The sequence below is a fragment of the Type-A symbiont of Plautia stali genome (genome assembly GCF_059731155.1).
The window spans coordinates 3,542,921-3,568,852 of record NZ_AP035891.1 but is presented as its reverse complement, the minus strand read 5'-3'; the positions used below and the strand labels follow the sequence as shown (position 1 = coordinate 3,568,852).

General features: G+C 57.0%; 25 protein-coding genes and 1 pseudogene. 11 read left to right on the top strand and 15 right to left on the bottom strand.

Features of this window, described 5'->3' with window-relative positions:
• Positions 1-17: 17 nt before the first annotated feature.
• Positions 18-5,549 (bottom strand): glutamate synthase-related protein, encoded by a 5,532-nt coding sequence (locus tag AC6I8M_RS19055; protein WP_498013566.1) that lies wholly within the window; start codon positions 5,547-5,549, stop codon positions 18-20.
• Positions 5,550-6,433: 884 nt separating this feature from the next.
• On the opposite strand from AC6I8M_RS19055, the gene arcB reads away from it, so the two are divergent.
• Positions 6,434-8,779: an aerobic respiration two-component sensor histidine kinase ArcB gene (arcB, locus tag AC6I8M_RS19050; RefSeq protein ID WP_010618256.1), complete on the top strand. Its 2,346-nt coding sequence runs from the start codon at positions 6,434-6,436 to the stop codon at positions 8,777-8,779.
• 249 nt (positions 8,780-9,028) lie between these two features.
• Here the strand turns inward: arcB and AC6I8M_RS19045 are convergent, their stop codons facing one another.
• Positions 9,029-9,373, bottom strand: coding sequence for a hypothetical protein (locus AC6I8M_RS19045; RefSeq protein ID WP_153005916.1), 345 nt, complete (start codon positions 9,371-9,373; stop codon positions 9,029-9,031).
• A gap of 306 nt (positions 9,374-9,679) precedes the next feature.
• Between AC6I8M_RS19045 and mtgA the strand changes: the two genes are divergently transcribed.
• Positions 9,680-10,402 carry a monofunctional biosynthetic peptidoglycan transglycosylase gene (mtgA, locus tag AC6I8M_RS19040; protein ID WP_010618254.1) on the top strand — a complete coding sequence of 241 codons (723 nt, stop codon included), beginning with the start codon at positions 9,680-9,682 and terminating at the stop codon, positions 10,400-10,402.
• A 5-nt stretch (positions 10,403-10,407) separates the two neighbouring features.
• On the opposite strand, the gene npr is transcribed toward mtgA, so the two are convergent.
• From npr to AC6I8M_RS18985, 11 genes are all read right to left on the bottom strand, one after another.
• Complete coding sequence (npr, locus tag AC6I8M_RS19035; protein ID WP_010618253.1) at positions 10,408-10,680, bottom strand: PTS phosphocarrier protein NPr; 273 nt, start codon at positions 10,678-10,680, stop codon at positions 10,408-10,410.
• Entirely contained in the window at positions 10,677-11,531 is an 855-nt protein-coding gene (gene rapZ, locus AC6I8M_RS19030) for an RNase adapter RapZ (RefSeq protein ID WP_010618252.1), read from the bottom strand. Before rapZ ends, npr begins: the two co-directional genes overlap by 4 nt.
• Positions 11,532-11,583: 52 nt before the next feature.
• A complete protein-coding gene (gene ptsN, locus AC6I8M_RS19025; protein WP_031279741.1) occupies positions 11,584-12,066 on the bottom strand; it encodes a PTS IIA-like nitrogen regulatory protein PtsN in 483 nt (160 codons plus the stop codon).
• Between the two features lie 167 nt (positions 12,067-12,233).
• Positions 12,234-12,521: a ribosome hibernation promoting factor gene (gene hpf / locus AC6I8M_RS19020; protein WP_010618250.1), complete on the bottom strand. Its 288-nt coding sequence runs from the start codon at positions 12,519-12,521 to the stop codon at positions 12,234-12,236.
• A gap of 21 nt (positions 12,522-12,542) precedes the next feature.
• A complete protein-coding gene (gene rpoN / locus AC6I8M_RS19015; RefSeq protein WP_022547981.1) occupies positions 12,543-13,976 on the bottom strand; it encodes an RNA polymerase factor sigma-54 in 1,434 nt (477 codons plus the stop codon).
• A gap of 48 nt (positions 13,977-14,024) precedes the next feature.
• Positions 14,025-14,750: an LPS export ABC transporter ATP-binding protein gene (lptB, locus tag AC6I8M_RS19010; RefSeq protein ID WP_010618248.1), complete on the bottom strand. Its 726-nt coding sequence runs from the start codon at positions 14,748-14,750 to the stop codon at positions 14,025-14,027.
• Positions 14,751-14,759: 9 nt separating this feature from the next.
• Complete coding sequence (gene lptA / locus AC6I8M_RS19005) at positions 14,760-15,311, bottom strand: lipopolysaccharide ABC transporter substrate-binding protein LptA (protein ID WP_041387152.1); 552 nt, start codon at positions 15,309-15,311, stop codon at positions 14,760-14,762.
• Positions 15,286-15,858, bottom strand: a complete 573-nt coding sequence (gene lptC, locus AC6I8M_RS19000; protein ID WP_498013565.1) for an LPS export ABC transporter periplasmic protein LptC — start codon at positions 15,856-15,858, stop codon at positions 15,286-15,288. The genes lptA and lptC overlap by 26 nt, the downstream gene beginning before the upstream one ends.
• Positions 15,855-16,421: a 3-deoxy-manno-octulosonate-8-phosphatase KdsC gene (kdsC, locus tag AC6I8M_RS18995; protein WP_010618245.1), complete on the bottom strand. Its 567-nt coding sequence runs from the start codon at positions 16,419-16,421 to the stop codon at positions 15,855-15,857. Before kdsC ends, lptC begins: the two co-directional genes overlap by 4 nt.
• A 13-nt stretch (positions 16,422-16,434) precedes the next feature.
• Positions 16,435-17,415, bottom strand: a complete 981-nt coding sequence (gene kdsD, locus AC6I8M_RS18990; RefSeq protein ID WP_022547979.1) for an arabinose-5-phosphate isomerase KdsD — start codon at positions 17,413-17,415, stop codon at positions 16,435-16,437.
• Positions 17,416-17,427: 12 nt separating this feature from the next.
• A complete protein-coding gene (locus AC6I8M_RS18985; RefSeq protein WP_010617365.1) occupies positions 17,428-18,411 on the bottom strand; it encodes a calcium/sodium antiporter in 984 nt (327 codons plus the stop codon).
• A 227-nt stretch (positions 18,412-18,638) separates the two neighbouring features.
• Between AC6I8M_RS18985 and mlaF the strand changes: the two genes are divergently transcribed.
• From mlaF to murA, 7 genes are all read left to right on the top strand, one after another.
• Positions 18,639-19,454, top strand: coding sequence for a phospholipid ABC transporter ATP-binding protein MlaF (gene mlaF, locus AC6I8M_RS18980; RefSeq protein ID WP_010617364.1), 816 nt, complete (start codon positions 18,639-18,641; stop codon positions 19,452-19,454).
• 4 nt (positions 19,455-19,458) lie between these two features.
• On the top strand, positions 19,459-20,241 hold the full coding sequence (mlaE, locus tag AC6I8M_RS18975; RefSeq protein WP_010617363.1) for a lipid asymmetry maintenance ABC transporter permease subunit MlaE: 783 nt from the start codon (positions 19,459-19,461) through the stop codon (positions 20,239-20,241).
• A 4-nt stretch (positions 20,242-20,245) separates the two neighbouring features.
• A complete protein-coding gene (gene mlaD / locus AC6I8M_RS18970; protein ID WP_058948743.1) occupies positions 20,246-20,788 on the top strand; it encodes an outer membrane lipid asymmetry maintenance protein MlaD in 543 nt (180 codons plus the stop codon).
• A 19-nt stretch (positions 20,789-20,807) separates the two neighbouring features.
• Complete coding sequence (gene mlaC / locus AC6I8M_RS18965; protein ID WP_010617361.1) at positions 20,808-21,446, top strand: phospholipid-binding protein MlaC; 639 nt, start codon at positions 20,808-20,810, stop codon at positions 21,444-21,446.
• Positions 21,447-21,752, top strand: coding sequence for a lipid asymmetry maintenance protein MlaB (gene mlaB, locus AC6I8M_RS18960; protein ID WP_010617360.1), 306 nt, complete (start codon positions 21,447-21,449; stop codon positions 21,750-21,752).
• Between the two features lie 114 nt (positions 21,753-21,866).
• A complete protein-coding gene (gene ibaG, locus AC6I8M_RS18955) occupies positions 21,867-22,124 on the top strand; it encodes a BolA family iron metabolism protein IbaG (protein WP_010617359.1) in 258 nt (85 codons plus the stop codon).
• Between the two features lie 46 nt (positions 22,125-22,170).
• Positions 22,171-23,430, top strand: coding sequence for a UDP-N-acetylglucosamine 1-carboxyvinyltransferase (gene murA, locus AC6I8M_RS18950; RefSeq protein WP_010617358.1), 1,260 nt, complete (start codon positions 22,171-22,173; stop codon positions 23,428-23,430).
• Between the two features lie 61 nt (positions 23,431-23,491).
• Here murA and AC6I8M_RS18945 read toward each other — a convergent pair.
• Positions 23,492-23,784: pseudogene (locus AC6I8M_RS18945) on the bottom strand (helix-turn-helix domain-containing protein).
• Positions 23,785-24,021: 237 nt separating this feature from the next.
• The gene (gene ispB / locus AC6I8M_RS18940) at positions 24,022-24,993 is read right to left on the bottom strand and encodes an octaprenyl diphosphate synthase (protein ID WP_010617356.1); all 972 of its coding nucleotides are present in this window, start codon (positions 24,991-24,993) and stop codon (positions 24,022-24,024) included.
• Between the two features lie 254 nt (positions 24,994-25,247).
• Here ispB and rplU point away from each other — a divergent pair, with 254 nt between their 5' ends.
• Complete coding sequence (gene rplU / locus AC6I8M_RS18935; protein ID WP_010617355.1) at positions 25,248-25,559, top strand: 50S ribosomal protein L21; 312 nt, start codon at positions 25,248-25,250, stop codon at positions 25,557-25,559.
• Between the two features lie 16 nt (positions 25,560-25,575).
• On the top strand, positions 25,576-25,833 hold the full coding sequence (gene rpmA / locus AC6I8M_RS18930; RefSeq protein WP_006121751.1) for a 50S ribosomal protein L27: 258 nt from the start codon (positions 25,576-25,578) through the stop codon (positions 25,831-25,833).
• Positions 25,834-25,932 lie beyond the last annotated feature (99 nt).

The window sequence follows — 25,932 nt, the reverse complement described above, 5'->3', positions numbered from 1 at the left end:
CTTCTTTCGCTGCGCAATCAGGAGAGTTTCCCGACCGCGGCGGCAATCTCTGGCAGTGCGGCGCGTGCAAATAGCTCTTCAAAATCAGGCAGATGGCCCAGCACCTCACGGTTGCAGGCGTCCTGATAAATGATCCAGCCATAGGTTGCTAGGCTATCCATGGAGCGAATGTTGCGCTGCGTCAGTGCGGCTTTGTAATCAGACATACGCTTGGCGGCGATCAGGCTTGCCAGCTCATCATCGCTGTAGCTCTCAATGGCTGCGCGGGCATGACGCTGCAGCTTGCTGACCAGTGCGAAATCTTCGGTCATCAGCAGGTTGCGAACCGCTTTCTCGACTGCCGCGTCTTCCAACGCTGTGCCTTTCGGCAGTTTGCCCAGCGCCAGCTGCTGCGCGAAGCTCAGAACGGTGTAGTTGTTCAGCAGAACAAACATCTCCTGCGTATCGGTCGCGCCGTAGGCCGGTACCGCACCGTCGGCGATGGTTTTGCCCGCACGCCAAGCTGATTTGAACTTGGCAACCTGATGCGCGGCCAGCGACGTGGACAGCTCTTCCAGCAAATCCTTACGCGTTTTCGCTTTCAGGATCTCGCCGCCGTCCTGATACAGCAGCAGCGAGCGCGGCATCACGTAAACGAAGTGCTGACACTCGGTTTCCCAGTTCTCCAGCAGCCACGCCGCGCGCGGCGACTGGGTGGCTTCGAGGTGCCAGTGCAGCATGGTCAGCACTGCCTGCTTGTGCACCTGCGCCATTTCGTCTTCGTCAGCGATGGAGCCGAACAGCACCGAATCACCGGCTGCGTGCGCGGCCAGGGAACGGTACGGATAGTACTGATAGGCGAAGCCGCCGCTCATGCCGTTACCGAAACCTTTACCAAAGGTGCCGAGGTTAAGAATCGCGCCGTTGGTCATGTATTCACAGCAGAAGTCGCCGACGCCTTCCACCACCGCGGTGGCGCCCGAGTTACGTACGGCGAAACGGTCACCGGCCTGGCCCTGAACAAACAGACGGCCGCCGGTCGCGCCAAACAGCGCAAAGTTACCGATCAGCACGTTGCCGTCGCTGTCCTGGGCGCCGCCGCCCGGTGACATCACCACCAGTTCGCCGCCACACTGACCTTTGCCGACGCCATCGTTACAGGTGCCGTAATGCTTCATCTGCATGCCGTCGTTGCAGAATGCGCCAAATGACTGACCGGCCGAACCGCGGGTATCAATCTGCACCGTGCGCGGCGCCAGATATTTCCGGCCACGGTCATCCTGCAGTACCGCCGGCAGCGCGGCCAGCTGCTGCGCTGACAGCTCGTGGTTCAGCATGCGCTCAATATCGATCGCCAGCTGACCGCCAACGCTCTTGTTACGGTTGTTCAGCGTTACGCCGTTACCCAGCGTAATCTCGCGGCGGGCGGCATCAACCAGCTGCGCTTTCAGCTCTTCTACCCAGCCATCGTCCAGCTCGAAATCTTTTTCCAGATACACCGGCTGAGCAATCTTCTGCTCCGGCACCACGGTCAGCATGGCGCGCAGATCGAGTTTGCCCACTTCCAGCGGATGATCCATCAGGTGCAGCAGGTCAGAGCGGCCGCGCGCTTCACGCAGCGAACGCAGACCGAGGCGTGCGAGGAACTCACGCACTTCCTGCGCCACGTTGATGAAGTACTGCGCCAGCTGACGCGGATCGCCATCGAAGGCTTCAGCGTTAGTGGTGAGGCCTGCCGGGCATTTGACGTTACAGTTTTTCGCCATCACGCATTTCAGCATCATCAGTGCGGTGGTGCCAAACTCGAAGCTGTCGCCGCCGAGCAGGGCCGATTTGATAACGTCGCTGCCGGTCTGCTGTGCGCCGGAACAGCGCAGCTGCACTTTGTCACGTAGCCCGTTAGCGCACAGCGCCTGGTGTACTTCGGCGATACCGATTTCTGCCACGCGCCCGGTGTATTTCAGGCTGGTGACCGACGCCGCGCCGGTGCCGCCAGTGTTACCGGCGACGTTGATAACGTCTGCGCCGGCTTTTGCCACGCCGACTGCGATAGTGCCGATGCCTTCAGACGACACCAGTTTGACGATAACGCGCACGCGTGCCGCTTTACAGTCGTGGATCAGCTGCGCCAAATCCTCGATGGAATAAGTATCGTGATGCGGCGGCGGTGATACCAGCTCAACGCCCGGCGTACCGCCACGCGCGGCCGCAATCTCCACCGTCACTTTCGGTGCTGGCAGCTGACCGCCTTCGCCCGGTTTTGCCCCCTGGCCGATTTTGATCTCCAGCTCTTCCAGCATCGGGTCGGCCAGATAAGCCGCCCACACGCCGAAACGACCGGACGCCAGCTGTTTGATGCGCGATGCGCGAATGGTGCCGTGACGTGAATAGTGTTCGCCACCTTCACCACAGTTACTCATTCCGCCCACCATATTGGTGCCGTGCGCCACCGCTTCGTGCGCCGGCGCGACCAGCGCGCCGTGGCTCATGGCGCCTGAGGCGAAGGTACGGGTGGTTTCGTGCGCCGGCTGGATCTCTTCCAGCGGCAGCGAGGGCAGCGCGGTAAAGATTTTTGCCAGATAATCTGCTGCCTGACCGTAAGCGGTGATGTGCAACACGCCTTCAGTGATGCTGCTGCTTTCGATCTCGTCGTTAAAGCGGGTTTTCAGCGCGCGTGACAGCGCGGCCAGACGCTCGCTCTCCGGCTTCAGGCCGGCAATGGCATCAATCAGACGCAGCTCAAACTGGTTGAGGCTGCCGTTCACCGCTTCGCAGCGCAGGCCGCGAATGGCGAAGCCGTTGTTGACCAGCGAGTAGCGGCCCAGCTTGCGGCCAAATTCGGCTTCGCTGTCCACGTGGGTCAGATCGCATGGCAGCGCGAGGATGTCGCGCAGTGCCGCCGGACGACGCTTACGCTCGGCGTGCATCAGGCTGGAGAACTGACGGTAATCCGGCGTGATAGCAAAGCTGTCGATCACCGCATTCGGGATGCGCTCGAAGCTGCTGTCTTTGAACGCCTCGGCTTTGATGCTGAACGCGTTGTCCAGTTTGGCCAGCGTCATCAGACGGATAAAGTTGTCCTCTTCGCGCGCTTTGTCAGCGAAGCGAATCGGCTGCTCTGTCATATCAATAAAGGTACGTACCGCGATCGTGCCGTACGAGTGGCCCGCGCCTTCTGCACGTTCTTTAAACAGACCCAGCAGCGGCACTTCGGCTTCGCCCTGAATTTTCAGCGCGCTCTGGTGCCAGTCCACCGCCATCTGCGCGATCGCCGGGAAGCCCGCGCCGCCCACCGGGGTTTTGATATTCGGGAAATATTTCTTCAGCACCGGATCTTCGGTATCGAGGAAGTTCGGCTCGAAGAACTCACCGCAGCTGTAGCTCTCAACGGTACACAGGCCCACTTTGCCCATGGTTTTCATCAGCGCTTTTTCTGCAGCTTTGGCATAGCGTTTGAACGCTTTGTTGCCTTCTTCACCTTCACCAAACTTCTCTTCTGCACGCATCTGTACGCCCAGCGGATACACGGCAGAGGCGCCGAAGCCGAGCGTGGCGGCGATATGGTGCGAGGAGATGCTCTGGCCGCTCTCGACCACCAGTGACACATCCAGACGCAGGCCTTCCTGCACCAAACGCTGGTTGATGGCCGACACTATCAGCAGCATAGGAATGGCAGCATGGGTTGAAGAGATATGGCGATCGGTGATCACCGCGATGCCGCCCTGCTGACGGGCAAAATCCACCACCTGCTGCGCCAGGTTATCGATAGCGTTTTCCAGCGCTTTGGCGTTGGCGGCGCGGCTGACGATATCTTTACCGATTACCGGCTCATACAGCATCTCGAAGCGTGCATACGGCGCCACTTTCTGCTCGCGCAGACGCAGCATGTCAAGGTGCGTCAGGATCGGGCTTGGCACTATGATCTGCTGGCCTTTACTGCGGCCGAGGTGCGGTTTGGCGCCGAGCGCCACGCGCAGCGTCATGCCGTCCGCTTCACGGATGGGGTCGAGCGGCGGGTTGGTGACCTGCGCAAAGCGCTGCGAGAAGTAGTGCGCCATGCCGCCTTCATGATCGGACAGGCCATTGATGGCGTTGCCGTAACCCATCGCGGAGATCTTCTCAGCGCCGGTTTGCAGCATCGGATCCATCATGAATTTGAAGCTTTCCTGGTTGTAGTAGTAAGCCACAAAACGCTGATAGGTTTTCAGGTCGCCGCGATAGCGCAGCGGCGAGCCGAGTTTCTCTGCTGGCACTTCCGGCAGCTGCTGCAGTTCAACGCGTGCCGCCTGCACCAGGGACAGATAATCTTTTTCCGCCGCCAGCTTTTCCAGCGCCTGCACGGTGGTGTAAGAGCGTTTCTCTTTGTGATCGTAATAGAGCATGCCGCCAGCTTCGATACGGCCACGGTGCAGTACGCTCTCCGGTGGGAAGGCGATCTGGCCGGCTTCTGACATCGCACCGATGTACTCAGCTGTTTCGACGGAACGCAGCGGACGCAGGCCAAGACGGTCAAGCCGTGCGCCAATCACTTCGCCGTTACCGAAGATCAGCGCGGCGGGGCCGTCGTTCTTCTCTTCATACAGCGAGAAGTATTCGAGCATGGCGCGCACTTCAGCCGACAGCGAGGTGTCGTTTTCCCACGCCGGCGGCATCATTGAAACCACGGCGTTGATCAGATCGAGGTTATCTTCCATCAGACGGCTGTGGATGCTCTGATCGAGACGCGAACTGTCAGACTGGCCTTTTGGCCGCACGATCTTTTTGCCGCGCGCCAGCATCAGTGCCGCTTCCGCGATGCGGTTTTTACGGTCTGTGTTCAGCTCACCGTTGTGCGCCATCAGGCGGAACGGCTGCGCCATCGTGGTATGCGGATCGGTATTGGTGGAGAAGCGGGTATGGAAAAACAGTCCGCGGACCTGATGATCGGGATCGGTCAGATCTTGGAAGTAGGGAATCACTTCATTGGAGTTTCGGCGGGCTTTAAACACCTGAGTGCGCGACGACAGCGACAGCGGATAAAGGCCGCCGAATTCGCTTTCGGTAAAGGCGCTTGCTTCGATGTCCAGCAGCGCACGGTAAATGTGGCGCTCGAAGTCGCTCTGCTCGGTAACGTCCTGCGGTGCGGCAAACACCCACTGCACGATCGGCAGCTGGAACTGCTGTGCGGCCGGGCGCGTGGCGCTGTTGTCCAGCGGCATATCACGCTTCAGCAGCATCGGGAAGTTGTAAGCCGCTAGCGTCTCTTCAACCAGACGCTCTGCGTTCGCGCGCAGCGCCGCATCTTTTGGTACAAAGAAGTTGCCCACGCCAAAGCGGCCCGCTTCCAGCGCCTGACCGGTCAGCTTACGGAAGAAGTTCAGGGAAAGGTCAACGTTAACACCCGCGCCATCGCCCACACCCTCTGCAGACATCCCGCCACGGTGCGGTACCGTGCACAGTGCGCTATGCGCCATCTGCAGGATTTCATGGGTCTGCTCGCCGTCCTTGCGGGTAATGAAACCTACACCACAGCTGTCGCTTCCTGCTGATGGATCATACAAACCCCAGGGGTTAGGTTGTTGAGTGGACATTGAGGGTCTCCTTAAACTGCTTTAGACATTACCTGCATTATTTCAGACACAGAGCGCTGCTGCGTGCTGTATCAATTTGTTTTTGCGCGCTTTTACGCGGACGTCGCAACACCGGACAACGACAATCAAGGCACTGATTCACGTCCTTGATTGGCTGTCCATAAAATCCGGTCTCTAAGGGAGATAACTTGCATCCAGAGGGAGTCTTCTTGCTGCATAGATATGCCGAGACACAGTCCCGACTGGAAAGCATCCAGCGGAATTCCAACTTATCGGGAAAGCGAACTCAGGTCAAATAGCCAGCTTTATTACGGTTAATCAGCCTTTTTGCTATTTAACTGTATGATTATTATGTTTTTATTACGTAAATATATGTCAATCTGACCTTTCTGATTCCCTTATGAAGTGTGAGCCGTCTCACTGTGTGATCGGCCTCATATTTCCAGACTAGGCTGTTGAATGTAGCGATGCCAGCACAAAATTCTGTTTGGACCGTTTCGTGCACAGCATGTATCTGTTTTTCTTATGGCGGAACATTTGAATCAAAACGCGGTTGCCATTAGTAAAATTAATTAACCAAGGTGTGATTAAAACAGCACTTAAGCTGAATGGATATGCAATAACGGAAGGCAACCATCAGGAGGGATGACTGCAGAAAGCGGATGCGCCGGACACGCGGCACCGGGACCCGCAAAAGCGCGGCCCTCCAGATTATTCAGTTGGCAGAATTAGTCAAGCGCTTTAGGCATAAAGGCGGGAACGTCGGCGAAACGCCGCGCTGCTGCACCATAACAGGGCGTAAAGTCAGTCCGCACGGCGCGTGCGGCGGCGCAGCGCGCGGATAATTACGCTATGATGAGCCAGATTCGTTCAGGGAGCGCGTAATGAAACAGATTCGTCTTTTAGCACAGTACTACGTGGATTTAATGGTCAAGCTCGGGCTGGTGCGGTTTTCGCTGCTGCTGGCTTCGGCGCTGGTGGTGCTGGCAATGGTGGTGCAGATGGCGGTCACCATGGTGCTGCGCGGCCACGTTGAGAGTATCGACGTGGTGCGTTCAGTCTTTTTTGGCCTGCTGATTACCCCGTGGGCGGTCTACTTTCTCTCCGTGGTGGTGGATCAGCTGGAGGAGTCGCGCCAGCGGCTGTCGAAGCTGGTGGACAAGCTGGAGGAGATGCGCACGCGCGACCTTGAACTGAATCAGCAGATGAAAGAGGCTATCAGCCAGCTGAACCAGGAAATCAGCGACCGTATTAAAGCAGAGCAGGCGCGCGAGCAGGTGATGGATAAGTTGCGCGAAGAGATGACGCGGCGTGAACAGGCGCAGATTGAGCTGGAGCAGCAATCTTCCTTCCTGCGTTCGTTCCTCGATGCCTCGCCCGACCTGGTGTTCTATCGCAACATCGACAAACAGTTCTCCGGCTGTAACCGCGCCATGGAACTGCTCACCGGCCTGAGCGAGAAGCAGCTGATTGGCCTGACGCCGCGCGACATTTATGACGAAGATGCCGCCACCAAAGTGCTGGAGACCGATGAGAAGGTGTTTCGCCACAATGTGTCGCTCACCTATGAACAGTGGCTGCAGTATCCGGACGGGCGCAAAGCCTGCTTTGAAATCCGCAAAGTGCCGTATAAAGTGCCGTATTATGACCGCGTCGGTAAGCGCAGCGGCCTGATGGGCTTCGGACGCGATATTACCGAACGTAAGCGCTATCAGGACGCGCTGGAGAACGCCAGCCGTGAAAAGACCACGTTTATCTCGACCATCAGCCACGAGCTGCGTACGCCGCTTAACGGCATCGTCGGGTTGAGCCGCATCCTGCTGGATACCGATCTCAATCAGGAGCAGCTGAAGTACCTGAAAACCATTCACGTCTCGGCCATCACGCTCGGCAACATTTTTAATGATGTGATTGAAGTCGACAAGATTGAGCGGCGCAAAGTGCAGCTGGATAACCAGCCGCTGGATTTCACCGGCTTCCTCGCCGACCTGGAAAACCTCTCCGGCCTGCTGGCGCAGCCGAAAGGGCTGAAGTTCGTCATGGCACCGGAGTTGCCGCTGCCGCACAAAATCTCCGCCGACGGCACGCGCCTGCGCCAGATTCTGTGGAACCTGATCGGCAATGCCGTGAAGTTTACCCGGCAGGGCGAAATCGTGGTGCGCGTCGCCTATCACCAGGACGAAACGCTGCACTTTGAGGTGCAGGACTCCGGGATGGGCATTCCCCAGGAAGAGCAGGACAAAATCTTTGCCATGTATTACCAGGTGAAAGATCAGCACGGCGGTAAACCGGCCACCGGCACCGGGATTGGCCTGGCGGTGTCACGCCGCCTGGCTCAGGCGATGGGCGGCGATATTACCGTCAGTAGCGCACCGGGTCAGGGCTCGTGCTTTACCGTGGAAATCCACGCGCCGCGCGTGGCGGATGAAGTGGAAGATGAGGATCAGGATGACAGCATGCCGTTGCCGGCGTTGCACGTGCTGCTGGTAGAAGATATCGAACTCAACGTGATTGTGGCGCGCTCGGTACTGGAGAAGCTCGGTTGCAGCGTTGAGGTGGCGATGACCGGCGGTGAGGCTCTGGCGATGTTCGATCCACAGGAGTTCGACCTGGTGCTGCTGGATATCCAGCTGCCGGACATGACCGGCCTCGATGTGTCGCGCGCCATTCATCAGCAGCACGCCGGCGTGACGCTGCCGCCGCTGGTCGCGCTGACTGCCAACGTGCTGAAGGATAAAAAAGAGTATCTCGATGCCGGCATGGACGATGTGCTGAGCAAACCGCTGGCAGTGCCGGCGCTGACCGCGATGATCAAGAAATTCTGGGATTATCAGGCCGAAGCGGAGGCGGTGGTGAGTGACGCCGACGCGGAACAGTCACGCACGCTGCTGGATGTCGACATACTGGAGCAGTATATCGAGCTGGTTGGTCCGGGACTGATCACCCAAAGCCTGACGATGTTCGAGCAGATGATGCCGGGTTATCTCGAGGTGCTGGACTCCAACATGATGGCGCGTGACCAGAAGGGCATAGCCGAAGAGGGGCACAAGATCAAAGGCGCGGCGGGCTCCGTCGGCCTGCTCCATCTGCAGAAGCTGGCGAAACAGATTCAGTCACCGGAATTGCCGGCCTGGTGGGACAACGTGCAGGAGTGGGTCGACGAGCTGAAGCACGAGTGGCGGCACGACGTTGAAGTATTACGGAACTGGGTTGCGGAGCGGGAAAAATAGCGCGGGCCAGAAAAAAAATGCCCCCAGTCGAAACCGGGGTGCGCGAATACTGCGCCAACACCAGGGAAATGGGCGCTGCTGCTATTATTAGAAATCGTATACAAAAGCAACAGCATGGTATTGGTTAAAGCTTCTAAATCACCTTAGCAAATTCGCCACAGCTTGTGACAAGATTCATTAAATTGTGTGATTGTTGAGCAGCGTTTAAATACAGAAAACATTAATTTGCTGACACAGTCAAGCAAGGAATCAATTTCTTTGGCGTATTGCACTATTTTTGAGCAAATGTTCGGTTTTTTGCTTGGTTTTCCCACAGTCGCGGTCCGGAAAGCGCTGCGCGGCGAAGGGAAACGGCAAAAAGCGCAGCGCAACGGCCTTTTTTATGCTTATATTATTGATTTTAATCATGAATAACCAGATTTTGCGGCTGTTATCCAAAACGTTTTGGAAACCCCCGGCTGAAAGTTCCAGTTCGGGCATTGAACGGTTAGCGTAAACCGGATGGGCGGTAAAACGTTTTACAGGTTGCGCCCTAGCCTGAAGCGTAATTGTCGCTATTTGCGCCGCGTTTTTCAGAATGGTCTCGGTTGTCAATGAACATCTTCACTGACTACTAAAGATGATAGTTAAACATCGTGAAATGTTTAACGTGAGCGGCATCACAATCGGTTAAGTATTTATGCCCGTCCGTGCTGCGCGATTTTTCTGCATGGAACCGATTCCTTTTTGCCGGAAGTGCTTGATGCGACTGGCTCTAATAGAGGAACGATGGTTGCCCGCGCAATGAGTTTGGCTGGTGGTTGCGATGCCGCAGAGATAAAATTCCGGCTTGCATCACCGCTATTTGAAATCATGACCTGAGTAATTGATTAATCCAGGGAACCGGTAAGAGACGATTGCATGAGTAAGAGTAAAGGGAACAGGGGCCAGCGCCTGAAGCGGCTGGCTGGCTGGGTGCTTCTGGCATGGCTGGGTCTGTGGCTGGCCGCCATTGTGCTGTTCGCATTTTTGCCGGTGCCGTTTTCGGCGGTAATGGTGGAGCGGCAGCTTGGCGTCTGGTTCAGCGGACGCTTCGATTATGTCACTCATTCAGACTGGGTGGGGATGGATGAGATTTCACCGTGGATGGCGCTGGCGGTGATCGCCTCTGAAGATCAGAAATTTCCTAAGCACTGGGGCTTTGACGTGCATGCCATTCAGCAGGTGCTGGACAATGACGGCAGCGAACGGATGCGCGGCGCATCAACGCTGTCTCAGCAGACGGCGAAGAACCTGTTCTTATGGGATGGCCGCAGTTGGGTGCGCAAAGGGCTGGAGGCCGGGCTGACGGTGGGGCTGGAAACGGTATGGACCAAACGCCGCATTCTGACGGTGTACCTGAATATTGCGGAATTCGGGAACGGGGTGTTTGGCGTGGAAAAGGCGTCGCAGCGCTATTTCCACAAGCCTGCCAGTCGGCTGAGCATGGCGGAAGCCGCTTTGCTGGCTGCGGTGCTGCCGAATCCGATTCGCTTCCGCGCGGATGCGCCTTCCGGCTACATTCGTCAGCGCCAACAGTGGATTATGCGCCAGATGCGCCAGCTGGGCGGCGAGGGTTTCCTCAACCGTTACCAGCTGCACTAACGCGGTTAGTCTTCGTCAAAACCGGCTTCAAACAGCCCAATGACCGCGGCCAGCGCCTGGGTTTCCTGCGGGCCGCTGGCCTCAATTTCGATATGACCGCCTTTAGCGGAGTCGAGCATTAGTAGCGCAATCACGCTGCTGGCTTCGGCTTCGGTACCGGCCTCGTTACGCAGCAGCACTTCCGCATCAAAACTCTGCACCAACTCAAACAGCTTCATCGCCGGGCGCGCATGCATACCCAGCTTATTTCGAATCTCAACGGTTTGCTTCACGGTCATGATTTGCGTTTTTCTAGGGTGCGATGACGGGACTGCACATTTTTACCGCGCGAACGGAAATAGTCTGCCAGCTGTTCGGCAATGTAGACCGAACGGTGCTTACCGCCGGTACAGCCAATCGCCACAGTCAGATAGCTGCGGTTATTGGTTTCCAGCGTCGGCAGCCACAGCTCGAGATAGCTGCGTGTCTGGTAGATAAAGTTGTGCACTTCGGTGTGACGATCGAGGAAGGCCGCCACCGGACGATCGAGCCCGGTCATCGGACGCAGCTTCGGATCCCAGTGCGGGTTGGGCAGGAAACGCACGTCAAACACGTAATCGGCGTCGATCGGGATGCCGTGCTTGAAGCCGAAGGATTCAAACACCATGGTGAGTTCGCGCTCACGCTTGCCCAGCAGGCGCGTGCGCAGCATTTCTGCCAGCTCATGCACCGACATCTCTGAGGTATCGATGATCAGATCGGCACGCGAGCGCAGCGGCTCCAGCAGATCGTTCTCCTCATCAATGGCGCTTTCCAGCGACAGATTTTTGCTGGAGAGCGGATGCAGGCGGCGCGTGTCGCTGTAGCGGCGGATCAGCGTGTTGCGATCGGCGTCCAGAAACAGCAGCTGCGGCGAGAACGCTTCCGGCAGATTGTTCAGTGCCTGCTCAAACACCTCCGGCGATTCCGGCATGTTGCGCACGTCAATGCTAACCGCCGCTGAGATATTGCGCTCGGTTAAGGTGTTCGCTAGCTCCGGCAGCAGCACCACCGGCAGGTTATCGACACAGTAGAAGCCCATATCCTCAAGGGCGCGCAGCGCGACTGATTTTCCTGAGCCTGACCGACCGCTAACGATCATCAGCACCATCACATTTCTCCCGTGTTAAACCGGCACGCAGGCCTGTAAAAGTGTCTGTCGCTTAAGCGTGATCTTCCTGAGCTTCTGTAATGATGGCGTAGAGCTCTTCATCGCTCTGTGCCGCGCGCAAACGGCGGCAGACGGTTTTATCCGCCAAGCGTTTCGCCACCAGCGACAGGGTGTGCAGATGGGTTTTGCACTGGTCTGCGGGCACCAGCAGGGCAAACAGCAGGTCAACCGGCTGGTTGTCGACGGCGTCAAAGGCGATAGGCTGGTCGAGGCTGATAAACACGCCGACGGCGCGTAGCGTATCCTCCTCCAGCTTGCCGTGCGGGATGGCGATGCCGTTGCCAATGCCGGTACTGCCCATACGTTCACGGGTCAGGATTGCTTCAAAAAGCGTCTGGTGCGGCAGATTAAGCTGCTTAGCGGCCAGCTCGCTGATAATTTCCAGCGCGCGCTTTTTACTCTGGCAGTGTACGCCGCTGCGGGTGCAGTCCAGCGAAAGGACCGCGCTCAATTCCAGTGTCAGATCGTTGTTCATCATCGTTTCACTTGAGTGTTCACATAGCCGTAAGGCACGTACCGGGACACCGCGAACGGGCAGGGCAGGTGACCTGCAGGCGCTTGCGCAGATGACAAAACGGGGCGGTGACCCGCCCCATTTCTCCTCTGAGTGCTGAACCCGTCAGCACTCTGCAAGCGTGAAGGTTAGTGTTTTTTCAGTTTGTCTTTGTGTTTGGTCAGCTGACGGGCCAGCTTGTCAATCAGCCCGTCGATGGCCGCGTACATGTCTTCCGCTTCCGATGTGGCGTGCAGCTCCCCGCCGTTGACGTGCAGGGTTGCTTCCGCAATCTGCGTCACCTTCTCCACTTTCAGAACAATATAAACCTGATTGATACGATCAAAATAGTGTTCCAGTTTGGCAAATTTGTTATTTACAAATTCGCGCAGTGGGTCGGTTATCTCAACATTCAGTCCGGTAAGGTTTAGCTGCATAGGTCTTCCTTCTTGTTTCGGTCAAACCAGCTGTTTGCGCTGGTTTGATGGCGGTATAGATAAAGACTCGCGATACTTAGCAACCGTACGTCGCGCCACCATGATGCCCTGTTCAGATAACATGGAGGTCAGTTTGCTGTCGCTCAAGGGTTTTGCGGGATTTTCCGCGGAGATTAATTTCTTCACCAGTGCACGGATCGCCGTCGACGAGGCTTCGCCACCGCCTTCGGTGCTGACGTGACTGGAGAAAAAATACTTCAGTTCAAAAATGCCACGCGGGCTGTGCAAATACTTTTGCGTGGTGACGCGGGAAATGGTGGATTCATGCATATCCACGGCCTGGGCGATATCCGCCAGCACCATCGGATGCATATACTCTTCACCCTCTTCAAAAAACGCCTGCTGCTGTTCGACAATACAGCGCGTCACTTTCAGCAGCGTGTCGTTGCGGCTCTCCAAGCTCTTAATCAGCCAGCGGGCTTCCTGTAAGTTGCTGCGAATAAACTGACTGTCACTGTCATTACGCGCAGAACCGCCCATCGCGGCGTAATGCTGATTGATTTTCAGGCGCGGCAGGCTGTCGGCATTCAGCTCCACCGTCCAGCGCGTGCCAGTCTTGCGCACCAGCACATCGGGAATCACATACTCGGGCTCGCTGGTATTGATTGATTGCCCGGGGCGCGGATCGAGCGACTGAATCAGCAGCATCGCTTCCTTCAGCACCTCTTCCTTCAGCCGCGTCACACGCATCAGGCTGCGGAAATCGTGGTTAGCCAGCAGGTCGAGGTGCTCGCTGACAATCAGCCGTGCTTCGTTCAGCATCGGCATATCGGTCGCATACTGCGACAGCTGCACCAGCAGGCAGTCACGCAGATCGCGTGCGCCGACGCCCACCGGATCGAAACGCTGTACGCGCTTCAGCACCGCTTCCACCTCTTCCAGCGTCAGCTCTTCGTCACCAATACTGTCACAAATGTCCTGTAAGCTGACGGTGAGATAACCGGTATCGTCAATGGCATCGACGATGGAGGTGGCGATGGCGCGGTCGGTATCGGTGAACGGCGTCAGTTCTACCTGCCACATCAGATAATCCTGCAGCGACTGAGTGGTTTCACCCTGATACACCGGCAGCTCGTCGTCCTGGTAATCGGTGCCGGTGCCGGAGGGCGTACCGGCCGTGTAGATCTCGTCCCAGGTGGCATCGAGCGGCAGCTCTTCCGGCATCTCTTTCTGTTCGAGTGCCTCACGGGTATCTAACGCCTCGTTCTCCTGAAACTCGCGGGTGTCGACTTCATCGTGCAGATCGGTTTGTTCAAGCAGCGGATTGCTTTCCAGCGCCAGTTGCAGTTCCTGCTGGAGTTCAAGCGTAGAGAGTTGCAGCAAGCGGATTGCCTGCTGCAACTGGGGGGTCATCGCCAGCTGTTGGCTGAGCCTGAGTTGCAAACCTTGCTTCATAATCCGGCTAGAATTTCCTAAGCAAATGTCGGGTATGCCGACACCTTATCAGAGTCTGAACTCTTCGCCCAAATAAACCCGCTTAACCTGCTCATCTGCAAGAATTTCATCTGGCGTGCCGTGGGCAATCAGATGGCCCTGGCTGACGATATATGCGCGCTCACACACTGCGAGCGTTTCACGCACGTTGTGGTCGGTGATCAGCACGCCGAGGCCGCTGTCACGCAGGTGTTCGATGATCTTTTTGATATCGATAACAGAGATGGGGTCAACGCCGGCAAAAGGTTCATCCAGCAGGATAAACTTTGGATTGGCGGCCAGCGCGCGGGCAATCTCGACGCGGCGACGTTCACCGCCCGACAGCGCCTGGCCCATGCTGTCGCGCAGATGGCCGATGTGGAACTCGTCCATCAGCTCATTGGCGCGATCCTGACGCTGCTCTTCCGTCAGGTCGTCACGCACCTGCAGTACCGCCATCAGGTTGTCGTAGACGCTCAGACGGCGAAAGATCGACGCTTCCTGCGGCAGATAACCGATGCCGCGACGCGCGCGCGCATGCAGCGGCAGAATACTGATATCTTCTTCATCAATAATAATGCGGCCGGCATCACGCGGCACGATGCCTACCACCATGTAGAAGGTGGTGGTTTTACCGGCCCCGTTGGGGCCCAGCAGGCCGACAATCTCGCCGGATTTCACCTGCAGGCTGACATCTTCTACTACGCGACGGCCTTTGTAGGCTTTCGCTAGGTTTTCAGCGACTAATGTGGCCATAGCGATCAGTTACTCTTTTTTGGGGCTCGCAGACGAACCGTTTTTATCCTGCAGCTGCGACGGCACCAGCACGGTGGTGACGCGCTTGCTCTGGCCCTGACTGTAGGCCTGCATTTTCTGCTCTTTCACCAGATAGGTGATGCGGTCGCCTTTGATGTTGCTGTCCTGCTGCTCAATAAAGGCGTTGCCGGTCAGCTCGACGAAATCGTTGGCCAGCTCATAGTGCAGTTTGGCGGCGTGACCCTGCACCGGTTTGCCGTTGTCCTGCATCTGATAAAAGGTGGCCGGATTGCCGTAGGCATCAACGATGATTTTGTGGCTGTCGCCACCCGGACGCGTTACCACCACTTTATCGGCGGTAATTTTGATGGTGCCCTGGGTCACGATCACGTTGCCGGTAAAGGTGGCGACGTTACCCTGCAAATCGAGCGCCTGTTTCACCGAGTCGATGTTAACGGGCTTGTTCGAATCGCCCGTTAACGCCAGCGCCGGCAGGCTGGTTGCCAGCAGCGCACTCACCAGCAGCAACTTAAGGCTATTTTTGTTCATTTTGAATTTCATAGGAGGTTTTGACCTTTTCAAGCAGCTCGGCATTCTTTGCCCGTAGGTTGCCGCGCATCTTCATGCCAGTGGAGTTAAAACTGCGGCCAAATAGGGTGACCTGATCGTCAGACGTCACATCCTGGCTGACCAGATTAACCTGAGCATTATCCGTGATGATGCGCTCAAGCTGGGAATCCTGCGTCAATGTGTGTACTTCAACGTGGCCATAAAGATACAGCATACGATCTTTCGTCAGCTTTGCCTTGTCAGCACGAACCGACCACGTGGGCACTTTGTTTTCGTCGTAAGTGGTCATTACCGGATTATCGAACCAGCTCACTTCTTCGGCCGAAAAGTAGGTCACTTTATCCGAGACCAGCTTATAGGCCAGCGCACCCGTCGGGTTATACACCACGGTGCTGGAATTGGCGCTGGTGTAGGTCGGCGCCTGATCGTTGGTCGCCACCGGCGTGGCGCTGTCGTCCTGGTTGGTAAGATTCCAGCCGATCAGCACCAGGGCGATCAGTGCCAGAATCAGCGTTATCCAACGCCTGCTTTTACTCATACTGATTGCCCTTTGGCATCCTCAAATTTGTTCTGCGCCAGCAAAATTAGGTCGCATAGCTCACGTACCGCACCGCAACCGCCAGCAATGCGCGTTACGTAATGCGCGCGTGGCAATAACACCGGATGCGCATCGGCGACGGCCACGCTCAGACCCGCCTGTGCCATTACCGGCCAGTCGATCAGGTCGTCACCAATATACGCGACCTGGTCTGCCGATAGTGACAGTTTATCCAGGAGTTCGCGCCAGGCCAAAAGCCTATCCGACTGTCCCTGGTAAAGATGCGTAATGCCGAGCGTTTTACAGCGATCTTCCAGCAGTTTAGCGCGGCGGCCGGTAATAATAGCCACTTCGATGTCCGAGGTCAGCAGGCAGCGCACGCCGTAACCGTCGCGCACGTTAAAGGCCTTTAGCTCTTCACCGCTATTGCCCATGTAAATCAGTCCGTCGGACATCACGCCGTCGACATCGCAAATCAGTAGGCGGATGTTGGCCGCCCGCGCCATCACGTCGGCGCTCACCGGGCCGTAGCAGGTGTCGACCATCGTGGTTTCAGCACTCATTGTTGTTTCCCGTTCAGACCACGCCAGCGCGCAGCATGTCATGCATATGAACCACACCGAGCAGGCGATCGTCATCGGCCACCAGCAGCGCAGTGATGTTTTTGTTTTGCATCAGATTAAGCGCGTCTACCGCCAGCAGGTTGGGGCGCACGCGAATCCCGCCGCGCGTCATCACATCCTGTATGCGGGCCGACTGGAAATCGATGCCCATATCGAAGATGCGGCGCAGGTCACCGTCAGTGAAAATCCCTTCGATTTTCATCAGGTCGTCGACAATCACCGTCAGGCCGAGGTTTTTGCGCGTGATTTCCAGCAGCGCGTCGCGCAGCGAGGCGTCACGGGTGACGTGGGGAATTTCATCGCCGCTGTGCATAATGTCACTGACGTGCAGCAGCATTTTGCGCCCCAGCGCGCCGCCCGGGTGCGACAGCGCGAAATCTTCCTGCGTGAAGCCGCGCGCTTCCAGCAGCGCTACCGCCAGCGCATCGCCCATCACCAGCGTGGCGGTGGTGCTGGAGGTCGGTGCCAGCCCGAGCGGACAGGCTTCCTGCGGCACTTTCACGCACAAATGCACATCGGCAGCCCGGCCCATGGCACTCTCCGGACGGCTGGTCAGGCAAATCAGCTGCACTTTCTGCCGTTTGAGCACCGGAATCAGCGCGAGGATTTCGCCCGACTCGCCGCTGTTCGAGATGGCGATCACCACATCGTTGGTGCTGACCATGCCGAGATCGCCGTGGCTGGCTTCACCCGGGTGGACGAAGAATGCCGGCGTGCCGGTGCTGGCGAAAGTGGCGGCCATCTTCTTGCCGATATGGCCGGATTTGCCTATGCCCATCACCACCACTTTGCCACGGCAGGCAAAGATCATTTTGCAGGCGCGGCTGAAGTCGGCGTTAATATACTGGTCGAGCTGTTCCAGCCCTTCGCGTTCAATGCGCAGTACCTCTTTACCTGCCTGCTGGAAGTCGAAATCCGGTTGCTGATGTGACATGGTCAGTCATCCTTAATTGCTTGCGATAAGCGTGGGGCTGAGCCACAGCCACAGCACCCACACGATAAATCCACCTAACAGCAGCGTGCCCGCTATGCGGCCGATGCGGCGCTTGCGCAGCAGGCACAGCAGGGCAAACAGCACGCTGACGCCCAGCATAATCCAGTAATCCCGTGCAAAGGCGTGCGCATCGATCGCGCCGGGATGCACCAGCGCCGGCAGGCCCAGCACAATCGCCAGATTGAAGATATTGGCGCCAATCAGGTTGCCGATGGCGATATCGTCTTCGCCTTTTAGCGCGCCGGCCAGCACCGTGGCCAGTTCCGGCAGGCTGGTACCGACAGCAATCAGCGTCAGTCCCATCACCAGTTCGCTAACGCCGAAGTAATCCGCAAACACCGTGGCGTTGTCGATCACCATGTGCGTCGACATCGGCAGAATAATCAGCGCCACCGCCAGCCAGAGAAACGCCACCGTATTGCCGCTTTCGTCGCGCGGCAGCTCCGCCAGCTGTTCACGCGTCAGGGTGTCATTATTATCGCGCTCGGCCCGCCGGGCGATGCGGATCGCCACCAGCAGATAACCCAGCGCCAGCAGCAGCAGTGCTACGCCATCCAGCCGGCTGAGCTGGTTATCAAACAGCATGATGCCGCTGAGCAGTGAGACCAGCAGCAGCAGAGGGAGTTCGCGGCGAATCAGATTGGAGTGTACGGTTAAAGGGTGCAGCAGCGCAGCGCCACCCAGAATCAGCAGAATATTGGTGATGTTCGAGCCCAGCGCGGTACCCACGGCTAAATCCATCTGGCCATGCTGTGCGGCAGAAAACGAGACGATCAGTTCCGGCAGTGAAGTGCCAATGCTCACCACCGTCATGCCAATGATCAACGGGGGAATGCCAAGGGATCGACACAGGATCGCGGCGCTGAACACCAGGCGGTCAGCTCCGTAAGCCAGTAAAATCAATCCGATAAACAGCAGGGCAGTGGCTACGAACATGAAAAATCCTTGATAGATAACGGTGCCGGCAAACCTTGTCCGACAGGTAAAAGCAGTGCGCGTGCGGAATCAGGCGCTGATTTTGACTGTCTGAGAGGCAAAAGTAAATTTTAAGGCCGTTTTCGCCACACCGGACGGGTAAGTTTCTGTAAAACTGTCGTGCATTGTGGTTTACTAGGCTACCATCCACCACGTTAATTACGCCCGATCCGTTTAAAGAGGTAATGATGATCCAGCAGCAAACGAATCTGGTTGAGGTTCGTGGCGTCAGTTTTACGCGCGGCAATCGCACCATCTTCGACGACATTTTGCTGACCGTTCTGGCGGGCAAAGTCACGGCGATTATGGGCCCTTCCGGCATCGGTAAAACCACCCTGCTGCGCCTGATTGGCGGGCAGCTGCAGCCGGACAAAGGTGAGATCTGGTTTCGTGACCAGAACATTCCGACGCTGTCGCGCCGTAAGCTGTATGACGTGCGTAAAAAAATGAGCATGCTTTTCCAGTCCGGTGCGCTGTTCACCGATCTTAACGTCTATGAAAACGTTGCCTGGCCGCTGCGCGAACACACCCGGCTGCCAGCAGAATTGCTGCACAGCACGGTGATGATGAAGCTGGAAGCCGTCGGACTGCGCGGCGCCGCCCAGCTGATGCCGGCCGAACTCTCCGGCGGCATGGCGCGCCGGGCGGCGCTGGCGCGTGCGATTGCGCTGGAGCCGGAGCTGATCATGTTCGACGAACCCTTTGTCGGCCAGGATCCCATTACCATGGGCGTGCTGGTCAAGCTGATCGATGAGCTCAACCATTCGCTGGGCGTCACCTGCATTGTAGTTTCACACGATGTGCCGGAGGTCTTGAGCATTGCCGATCATGCCTATATTGTTGCCGGGCAAAAGATTATTGCTCAGGGTAGTGCGCCGCAGCTGAGGGAGAATCCCGATCCGCGCGTGCGCCAGTTTATTGAGGGTCATGCGGATGGTCCGGTGCCGTTCCGCTTCGCTGCCGGGGATTACCTCAGCGATCTGACCCGCACAGGGAGAAGCTAAACTGATGTGGTTACAGGCACTGGCGTCACTTGGGCGTCAGGGAATTAACACCTATGCGGCCTTTGGCCGGGCGAGCTTAATGCTCTTCCATGCGCTGGTGGGTAAACCGGCGTTTCGTAAGCATGCGCCGCTGCTGGTGAAGCAGCTGTATAGCGTGGGCGTGCTGTCATTGCTGATCATTGTGGTCTCCGGCCTGTTCATTGGCATGGTGCTGGGGCTGCAGGGCTATCTGGTACTCACCACTTACAGCGCGGAAACCAGCCTGGGCATGCTGGTGGCGCTGTCGCTGCTGCGCGAACTGGGGCCGGTGGTCACCGCGCTGCTGTTTGCCGGACGCGCCGGTTCGGCGCTCACTGCGGAAATTGGCCTGATGAAAGCCACCGAGCAGCTCTCCAGCATGGAGATGATGGCGGTCGATCCGCTGCGCCGCGTGGTCTCGCCGCGCTTCTGGGCCGGCTTTATCAGTATGCCGCTGCTGGCGCTGATCTTTACCGCGGTGGGCATTGCCGGTGGAGCGCTGGTCGGGGTGGCCTGGAAAGGCATCGACCCGGGCTTTTTCTGGTCGACGATGCAGAACGCGGTGGATTTTCGTACCGATGTGATCAACTGCCTGATCAAGAGCGCGGTGTTTGCCATCACAGTGACCTGGATCGCGCTGTTCAATGGGTATGACGCCATCCCGACTTCGGAAGGGATCAGTCGCGCGACGACGCGTACCGTAGTCCATGCTTCGCTGGCGGTGCTTGGACTGGATTTTGTGCTGACGGCACTGATGTTTGGGAATTAATGCAATGCAAAGCAAAAAAAACGAAATCTGGGTTGGCGTGTTTATGCTGGCTGCGCTGTTGGCGCTGCTGTTTCTCAGCCTGCGCGTCGCCGATCTTAAATCGCTGGGCACCGAGCCAACGTGGAAGCTGTACGCCACCTTCGATAATATCGGCGGCCTGAAAGTCAGCTCGCCGGTGAAAATTGGCGGCGTGGTGATTGGCCGCGTCACCGACATTTCACTGGATGACAAAACGCTGTCGCCGCGCGTCACCATGGACATCAGCGAGCAGTATGCCAATAAAATTCCTGACACCAGCTCGCTGGCGATTCGCACCCAGGGTCTGCTGGGCGAGCAGTACCTCGCGCTCAACTTAGGTTTTGACGACCCGGAGCTTGGCTCGGCGATGCTGAAAGATGGCGGCACGCTGCGGGATACCAAGTCGGCGCTGGTGCTGGAGGACCTGATCGGCCAGTTCCTCTACAAGAGCGGCGACAACAAGGACAATGAGAAATCGTCGGGCGCCGCCAGCGCGAGCGCCCCGGCAGCACCTGCTACAACGGGATAACCCAGAGAGGTACAACACGATGTTAAAACGTTTCCTGATGGTGGCCCTGCTGGCCATCGCGCCGCTGGCGGCAAACGCAGCGGACGCCAACCAGAGCAATCCGTACAAGATGATGAACGAAGCAGCGGAGAAGACCTTTACCCGCCTGAAGAACGAACAGCCGAAGATTAAGCAGGATCCTAACTACCTGCGCGAAATAGTGCGGCAGGAGCTGCTGCCGTACGTGCAGATTAAATACGCGGGTGCGCTGGTACTGGGCCGTTACTACCGCGAAGCCACGCCGGCGCAGCGCGACGCCTACTTTGCCGCGTTCGGGGATTATCTGGCGCAGGCTGATGGTCAGACGCTGGCGTTGTACCATGGCCAGACTTACCAGATTCAGCCTGAGCAGCCGATTGGCGATGCCAATATCGTGGCGATTCGCGTCACCATCATCGATCCCAACGGCCGTCCGCCGGTGCGCCTTGATTTCCAGTGGCGCAAGAACAGCCAGACCGGCAACTGGCAGGCTTATGACATGATTGCCGAAGGCATCAGCATGATCACCACCAAACAGAATGAGTGGAGCGATCTGCTGCGCACCAAAGGCATCGATGGCCTGACTGCGCAGCTGAAAACCTATGCCGCACAGCCTATCACTCTGGACAAGCAGCAATAAATGAGCGAACCGTTACGCTGGCAGCGCACTGCCAGCACGCTGGCCCTGAGCGGCAAACTGGACCGCGATACGCTGCTGGCGCTGTGGCAGGGGCGTGACAGCGCCATGGCCGGTATCACCACGATTGACGTGGCGGCGCTGGATCGGGTTGATTCTGCCGGGCTGGCGCTGCTGGTGCATCTGCGCGAAATCGCGCGGGCGCAGGGCACGACGCCGCTTTTCAGTTGTATCACCGATAAGCTCGACTCTTTAATCAAGCTGTACAACCTGCAGCAGATTATTGTTTCTGCCGAACAAATCGCCTGATTAACGGCGCTGCTGACAAAGCCCCTGATTTTTTCAGGGGCTTTTGCGTATTTAAGAGTCAGGCGCTTTCCTCTAAGATATCCGCCTTATTATTATCAAGTGAAGCAATGAGCGATGGAAAATAGTGAAGTTCAGGCCGTGCTAATGCAGGCGCTGCCGTTAGAAGAAGTACATGTTCTCAGCAACGATGGCAGCCATTTCCAGGTCATTGCCGTAGGCGAAATGTTTGGCGAGCTGAGCCGCGTAAAGAAACAGCAGGCTGTGTACGCGCCGCTGATGGAATACATTGCGGATAACCGTATTCATGCGGTGTCCATCAAGACTTATACCCCAGCCGAGTGGGCGCGCGACCGTAAACTCAACGCTTTCTAAGCGCCGCTCTGGCTGTTTTGTTGATAGATAATTGAGAGCCGTGTTAATGGACAAATTTCGTGTGCAAGGCCCCACCCGTTTAAGCGGTGAAGTGACCATTTCCGGGGCGAAGAATGCTGCGCTGCCGATTCTGTTTGCTGCGCTGCTGGTTGAAGAGCCGGTAGAGATTCAGAACGTGCCGAAGCTGCGTGACATCGATACCACCATGAAGCTGCTGAGCCTGCTCGGTGCGCGCGTTGAACGCAATGGTTCGGTCCACGTTGATGCGCGCGAAGTTAATGTTTTCAGTGCGCCCTACGATCTGGTGAAAACCATGCGCGCCTCCATCTGGGCGCTGGGGCCGCTGGTGGCGCGTTTTGGCCAAGGCCAGGTTTCTCTGCCGGGCGGCTGTGCGATTGGTGCGCGCCCGGTCGATCTGCACATTGCCGGCCTGGAGCAGCTGGGTGCCGAGATCAAACTGGAAGAGGGCTATGTTAAAGCCTCCGTGGATGGCCGCCTGAAGGGTGCGCACATTGTGATGGATAAGGTCAGCGTGGGCGCAACCGTGACCATCATGAGCGCCGCAACGCTGGCGACGGGCACCACCATCATTGAAAACGCGGCGCGTGAACCGGAGATTGTCGACACGGCAAACTTCCTTAACACGCTGGGCGCGAAAATCAGCGGTGCCGGCACCGACAAAATCACCATCGAGGGCGTTGAGCGCCTCGGCGGCGGCGTCTATCGCGTGCTGCCGGACCGTATCGAAACCGGCACCTTCCTCGCTGCCGGCGCTATCTCGCGCGGCAAAGTGGTGTGCCGCAATGCGCAGCCAGACACGCTTGACGCCGTGCTGGCGAAACTGCGTGACGCGGGTGCGGAGATTGAAGTCGGCGAAGACTGGGTGAGCTTGGATATGCACGGCAAGCGTCCGAAGGCGGTTAACATCCGTACCGCACCGCACCCGGGTTTCCCGACCGACATGCAGGCGCAGTTTACGCTGCTCAACCTGGTGGCTGAAGGCACCGGCGTAATTACCGAGACCATCTTCGAAAACCGCTTCATGCACATCCCGGAGCTGATTCGTATGGGGGCGCACGCCGAAATCGAAAGCAACACCGCTATCTGTCACGGTGTCGAAACCTTGTCCGGCGCGCAGGTGATGGCGACCGATCTGCGTGCGTCAGCCAGTCTGGTACTGGCAGGCTGCATTGCAGAAGGTGCGACGCTGGTGGATCGTATTTACCACATCGATCGTGGCTACGAGCACATTGAAGACAAGCTGAAAGCGTTAGGCGCCAACATCGAGCGCGTCAGCGGCGAGTAATCCTTTGTCCTGATTGCCAACCATGAAAACCAGTCACGACAGCGTGGCTGGTTTTTTTGGTTTATCCGCGTGAAACGATCTTTTTCAGATCCTGGAGCGATCGAATGCGTTTTTTACGATCGAGCAGACGCTGTGTGACCGGATCAAAATAGCGGCTGGGCAGATCTCGGAAGGATGGACCTTCAGTGCCGTGGCGATCAGCCATTCACCTTTAGGCCAGGGGCGTGACAGCGCGTTGGCCAGCGTCGATGAACTGAGGCCAGATTGACGTGACAGAGCGGCCAGTGACGTACCGCGCTTGCGCAGGGCAGCAATGATATCTGCCGGATGCCAGTCTTCTCTCCTTGCATGCATAACTCTCTTCTCCGTGTCCGTGTTAGTGCTCCATCTCTGCAGCGCTGTGGCTCTCCTGCGCAGAGATAATTGAAAAATCCGGATTTTTATAGTAAATAATTTCCATATGTTTCCAGTAATTGTTTTGCCTGTGCACGAAACTGCGCAGTTTTTCGCAAAAATGCTGCAAGGGAATGTAATCAGACGGGCAGAGCAGGGGGGAGAAATAAAAACGGGGCCGAACGGCCCCGTAGCAAGTCAGAAATCGCGCTGCACCGACATATGCGCCAGTGCTTCCAGCGCGCTGCGCCACGGCGTTTCTGGCAGTGCCTGTAGCGCGGCGATGGCTTTATCCGCCTCTTCTTCGGCGCGTTTGCGCGTCCATTCCAGCGAACCGGTTTGCTGCATTGCCGCCAGCACCGGCTCCAGCAGATGACGGCCATTACCCTCTTCGATTGCCTTGCGGATCATCTGCGCCTGCTCTGGCGTGCCGTTGTGCATGGCGTGCAGCAGCGGCAGCGTCGGCTTACCTTCGCTCAGATCGTCACCGGTGTTTTTGCCCAGCGTCTCGCCGTCGGCGCTGTAATCCAGCAGATCGTCGATCAGCTGAAACGCTGTACCGAGATAGCGGCCATAATCCTGCAGCGCTTTCTCCTGCGCTGGCGTGGCCTCTGCGAGGATCGCCGAAGCCTGCGAAGCGGCTTCAAACAGGCGGGCGGTTTTGCTGTAGATCACCCGCATGTAGCTTTCTTCGGTGATATCCGGATCGTTGCAGTTCATCAGCTGCAGCACCTCCCCTTCGGCGATCACGTTCACCGCTTCGGACATCAGTGCGAGGATCTTCAGCGATCCCATGCTGGTCATCATCTGGAAGGCGCGGGTATAGATAAAATCCCCGACCAGCACGCTCGCCGCATTGCCGAACGCGGCGTTAGCGGTGGCTTTGCCACGGCGCATATCGGATTCATCCACCACATCATCGTGCAGCAGCGTCGCCGTGTGGATAAATTCGATCAGCGCCGCATTGGTCACATGCAGCGATCCCTGATAATTCAGCGCGCGTGCTGATAGCACCGCGATCATCGGACGGATGTGTTTGCCTCCCCCGCTGATGATGTAATAGCCCAACTGGTTAATCAGTGAGACATCTGAATTCAGCTGGTCGAGGATGGTCTGGTTGACGGCCGCCATGTCCTGCGCGGTTAATTCGTTAATCTGTTCTAAGTTCATTCGTCTGTTCAGCTTTGACTCGTTTTCTGCATGGTAAGCGCTTTTACCCAGCGTGAGTTCAGGTAATCTGTTACTGATTGTACTTGAAAAATCGGGTTGAGAAACGTTTGCATTCGTCCTGCGCTTTTTTTCTGCAAGAGAGTGCAAAGTGCACTTGTCTTCTGCTGGAGTTTTGCGTAGAATTCGCGCCCTATTGTGAATATTTATCGCGCCGCCTGATGAACAGAAAGGCATGCGCAAAAGCGGAGTTTTATATGTACGCGGTTTTCCAAAGTGGTGGTAAACAACACCGAGTAAGCGAAGGTCAGACCGTTCGCTTGGAAAAGCTGGACATCGCAACCGGTGAAACCATCGAGTTCGACCAGGTTCTGATGATTGCAAATGGCGAAGACGTGAAAATCGGCGTGCCACTGGTTTCAGGCGGTGTGATCAAGGCAGAAGTTGTTGCTCACGGTCGTGGCGAGAAAATTAAAATCGTTAAGTTTCGTCGTCGTAAACACTACCGTAAGCAAGCTGGTCACCGTCAGTGGTTCACTGATGTGAAAATCACTGTGATCAGCGCGTAAAGAGGAGATCTGACAAATGGCACATAAAAAGGCTGGTGGCTCGACTCGTAACGGTCGCGACTCCAATGCAAAACGTCTGGGTGTTAAGCGTTTCGGTGGTGAATCTGTTCTGGCAGGTAGCATCATCGTTCGTCAGCGTGGTACCAAATTCCACGCCGGTAACAACGTAGGTTGTGGTCGTGACCACACTCTGTTTGCTACCGCAGACGGCAAAGTTAAATTCGAAGTTAAAGGTCCTAACAACCGTAAATACATCAGCATCGTTGCTGAGTAAGGTTGTTGTGCCGCAGACGATTAACGTGTGAACACACGAATGGAAGGCCCTGCAGCTTTGCAGGGCTTTTTACATTCTGCCGCAGGTTACGGCAATCAC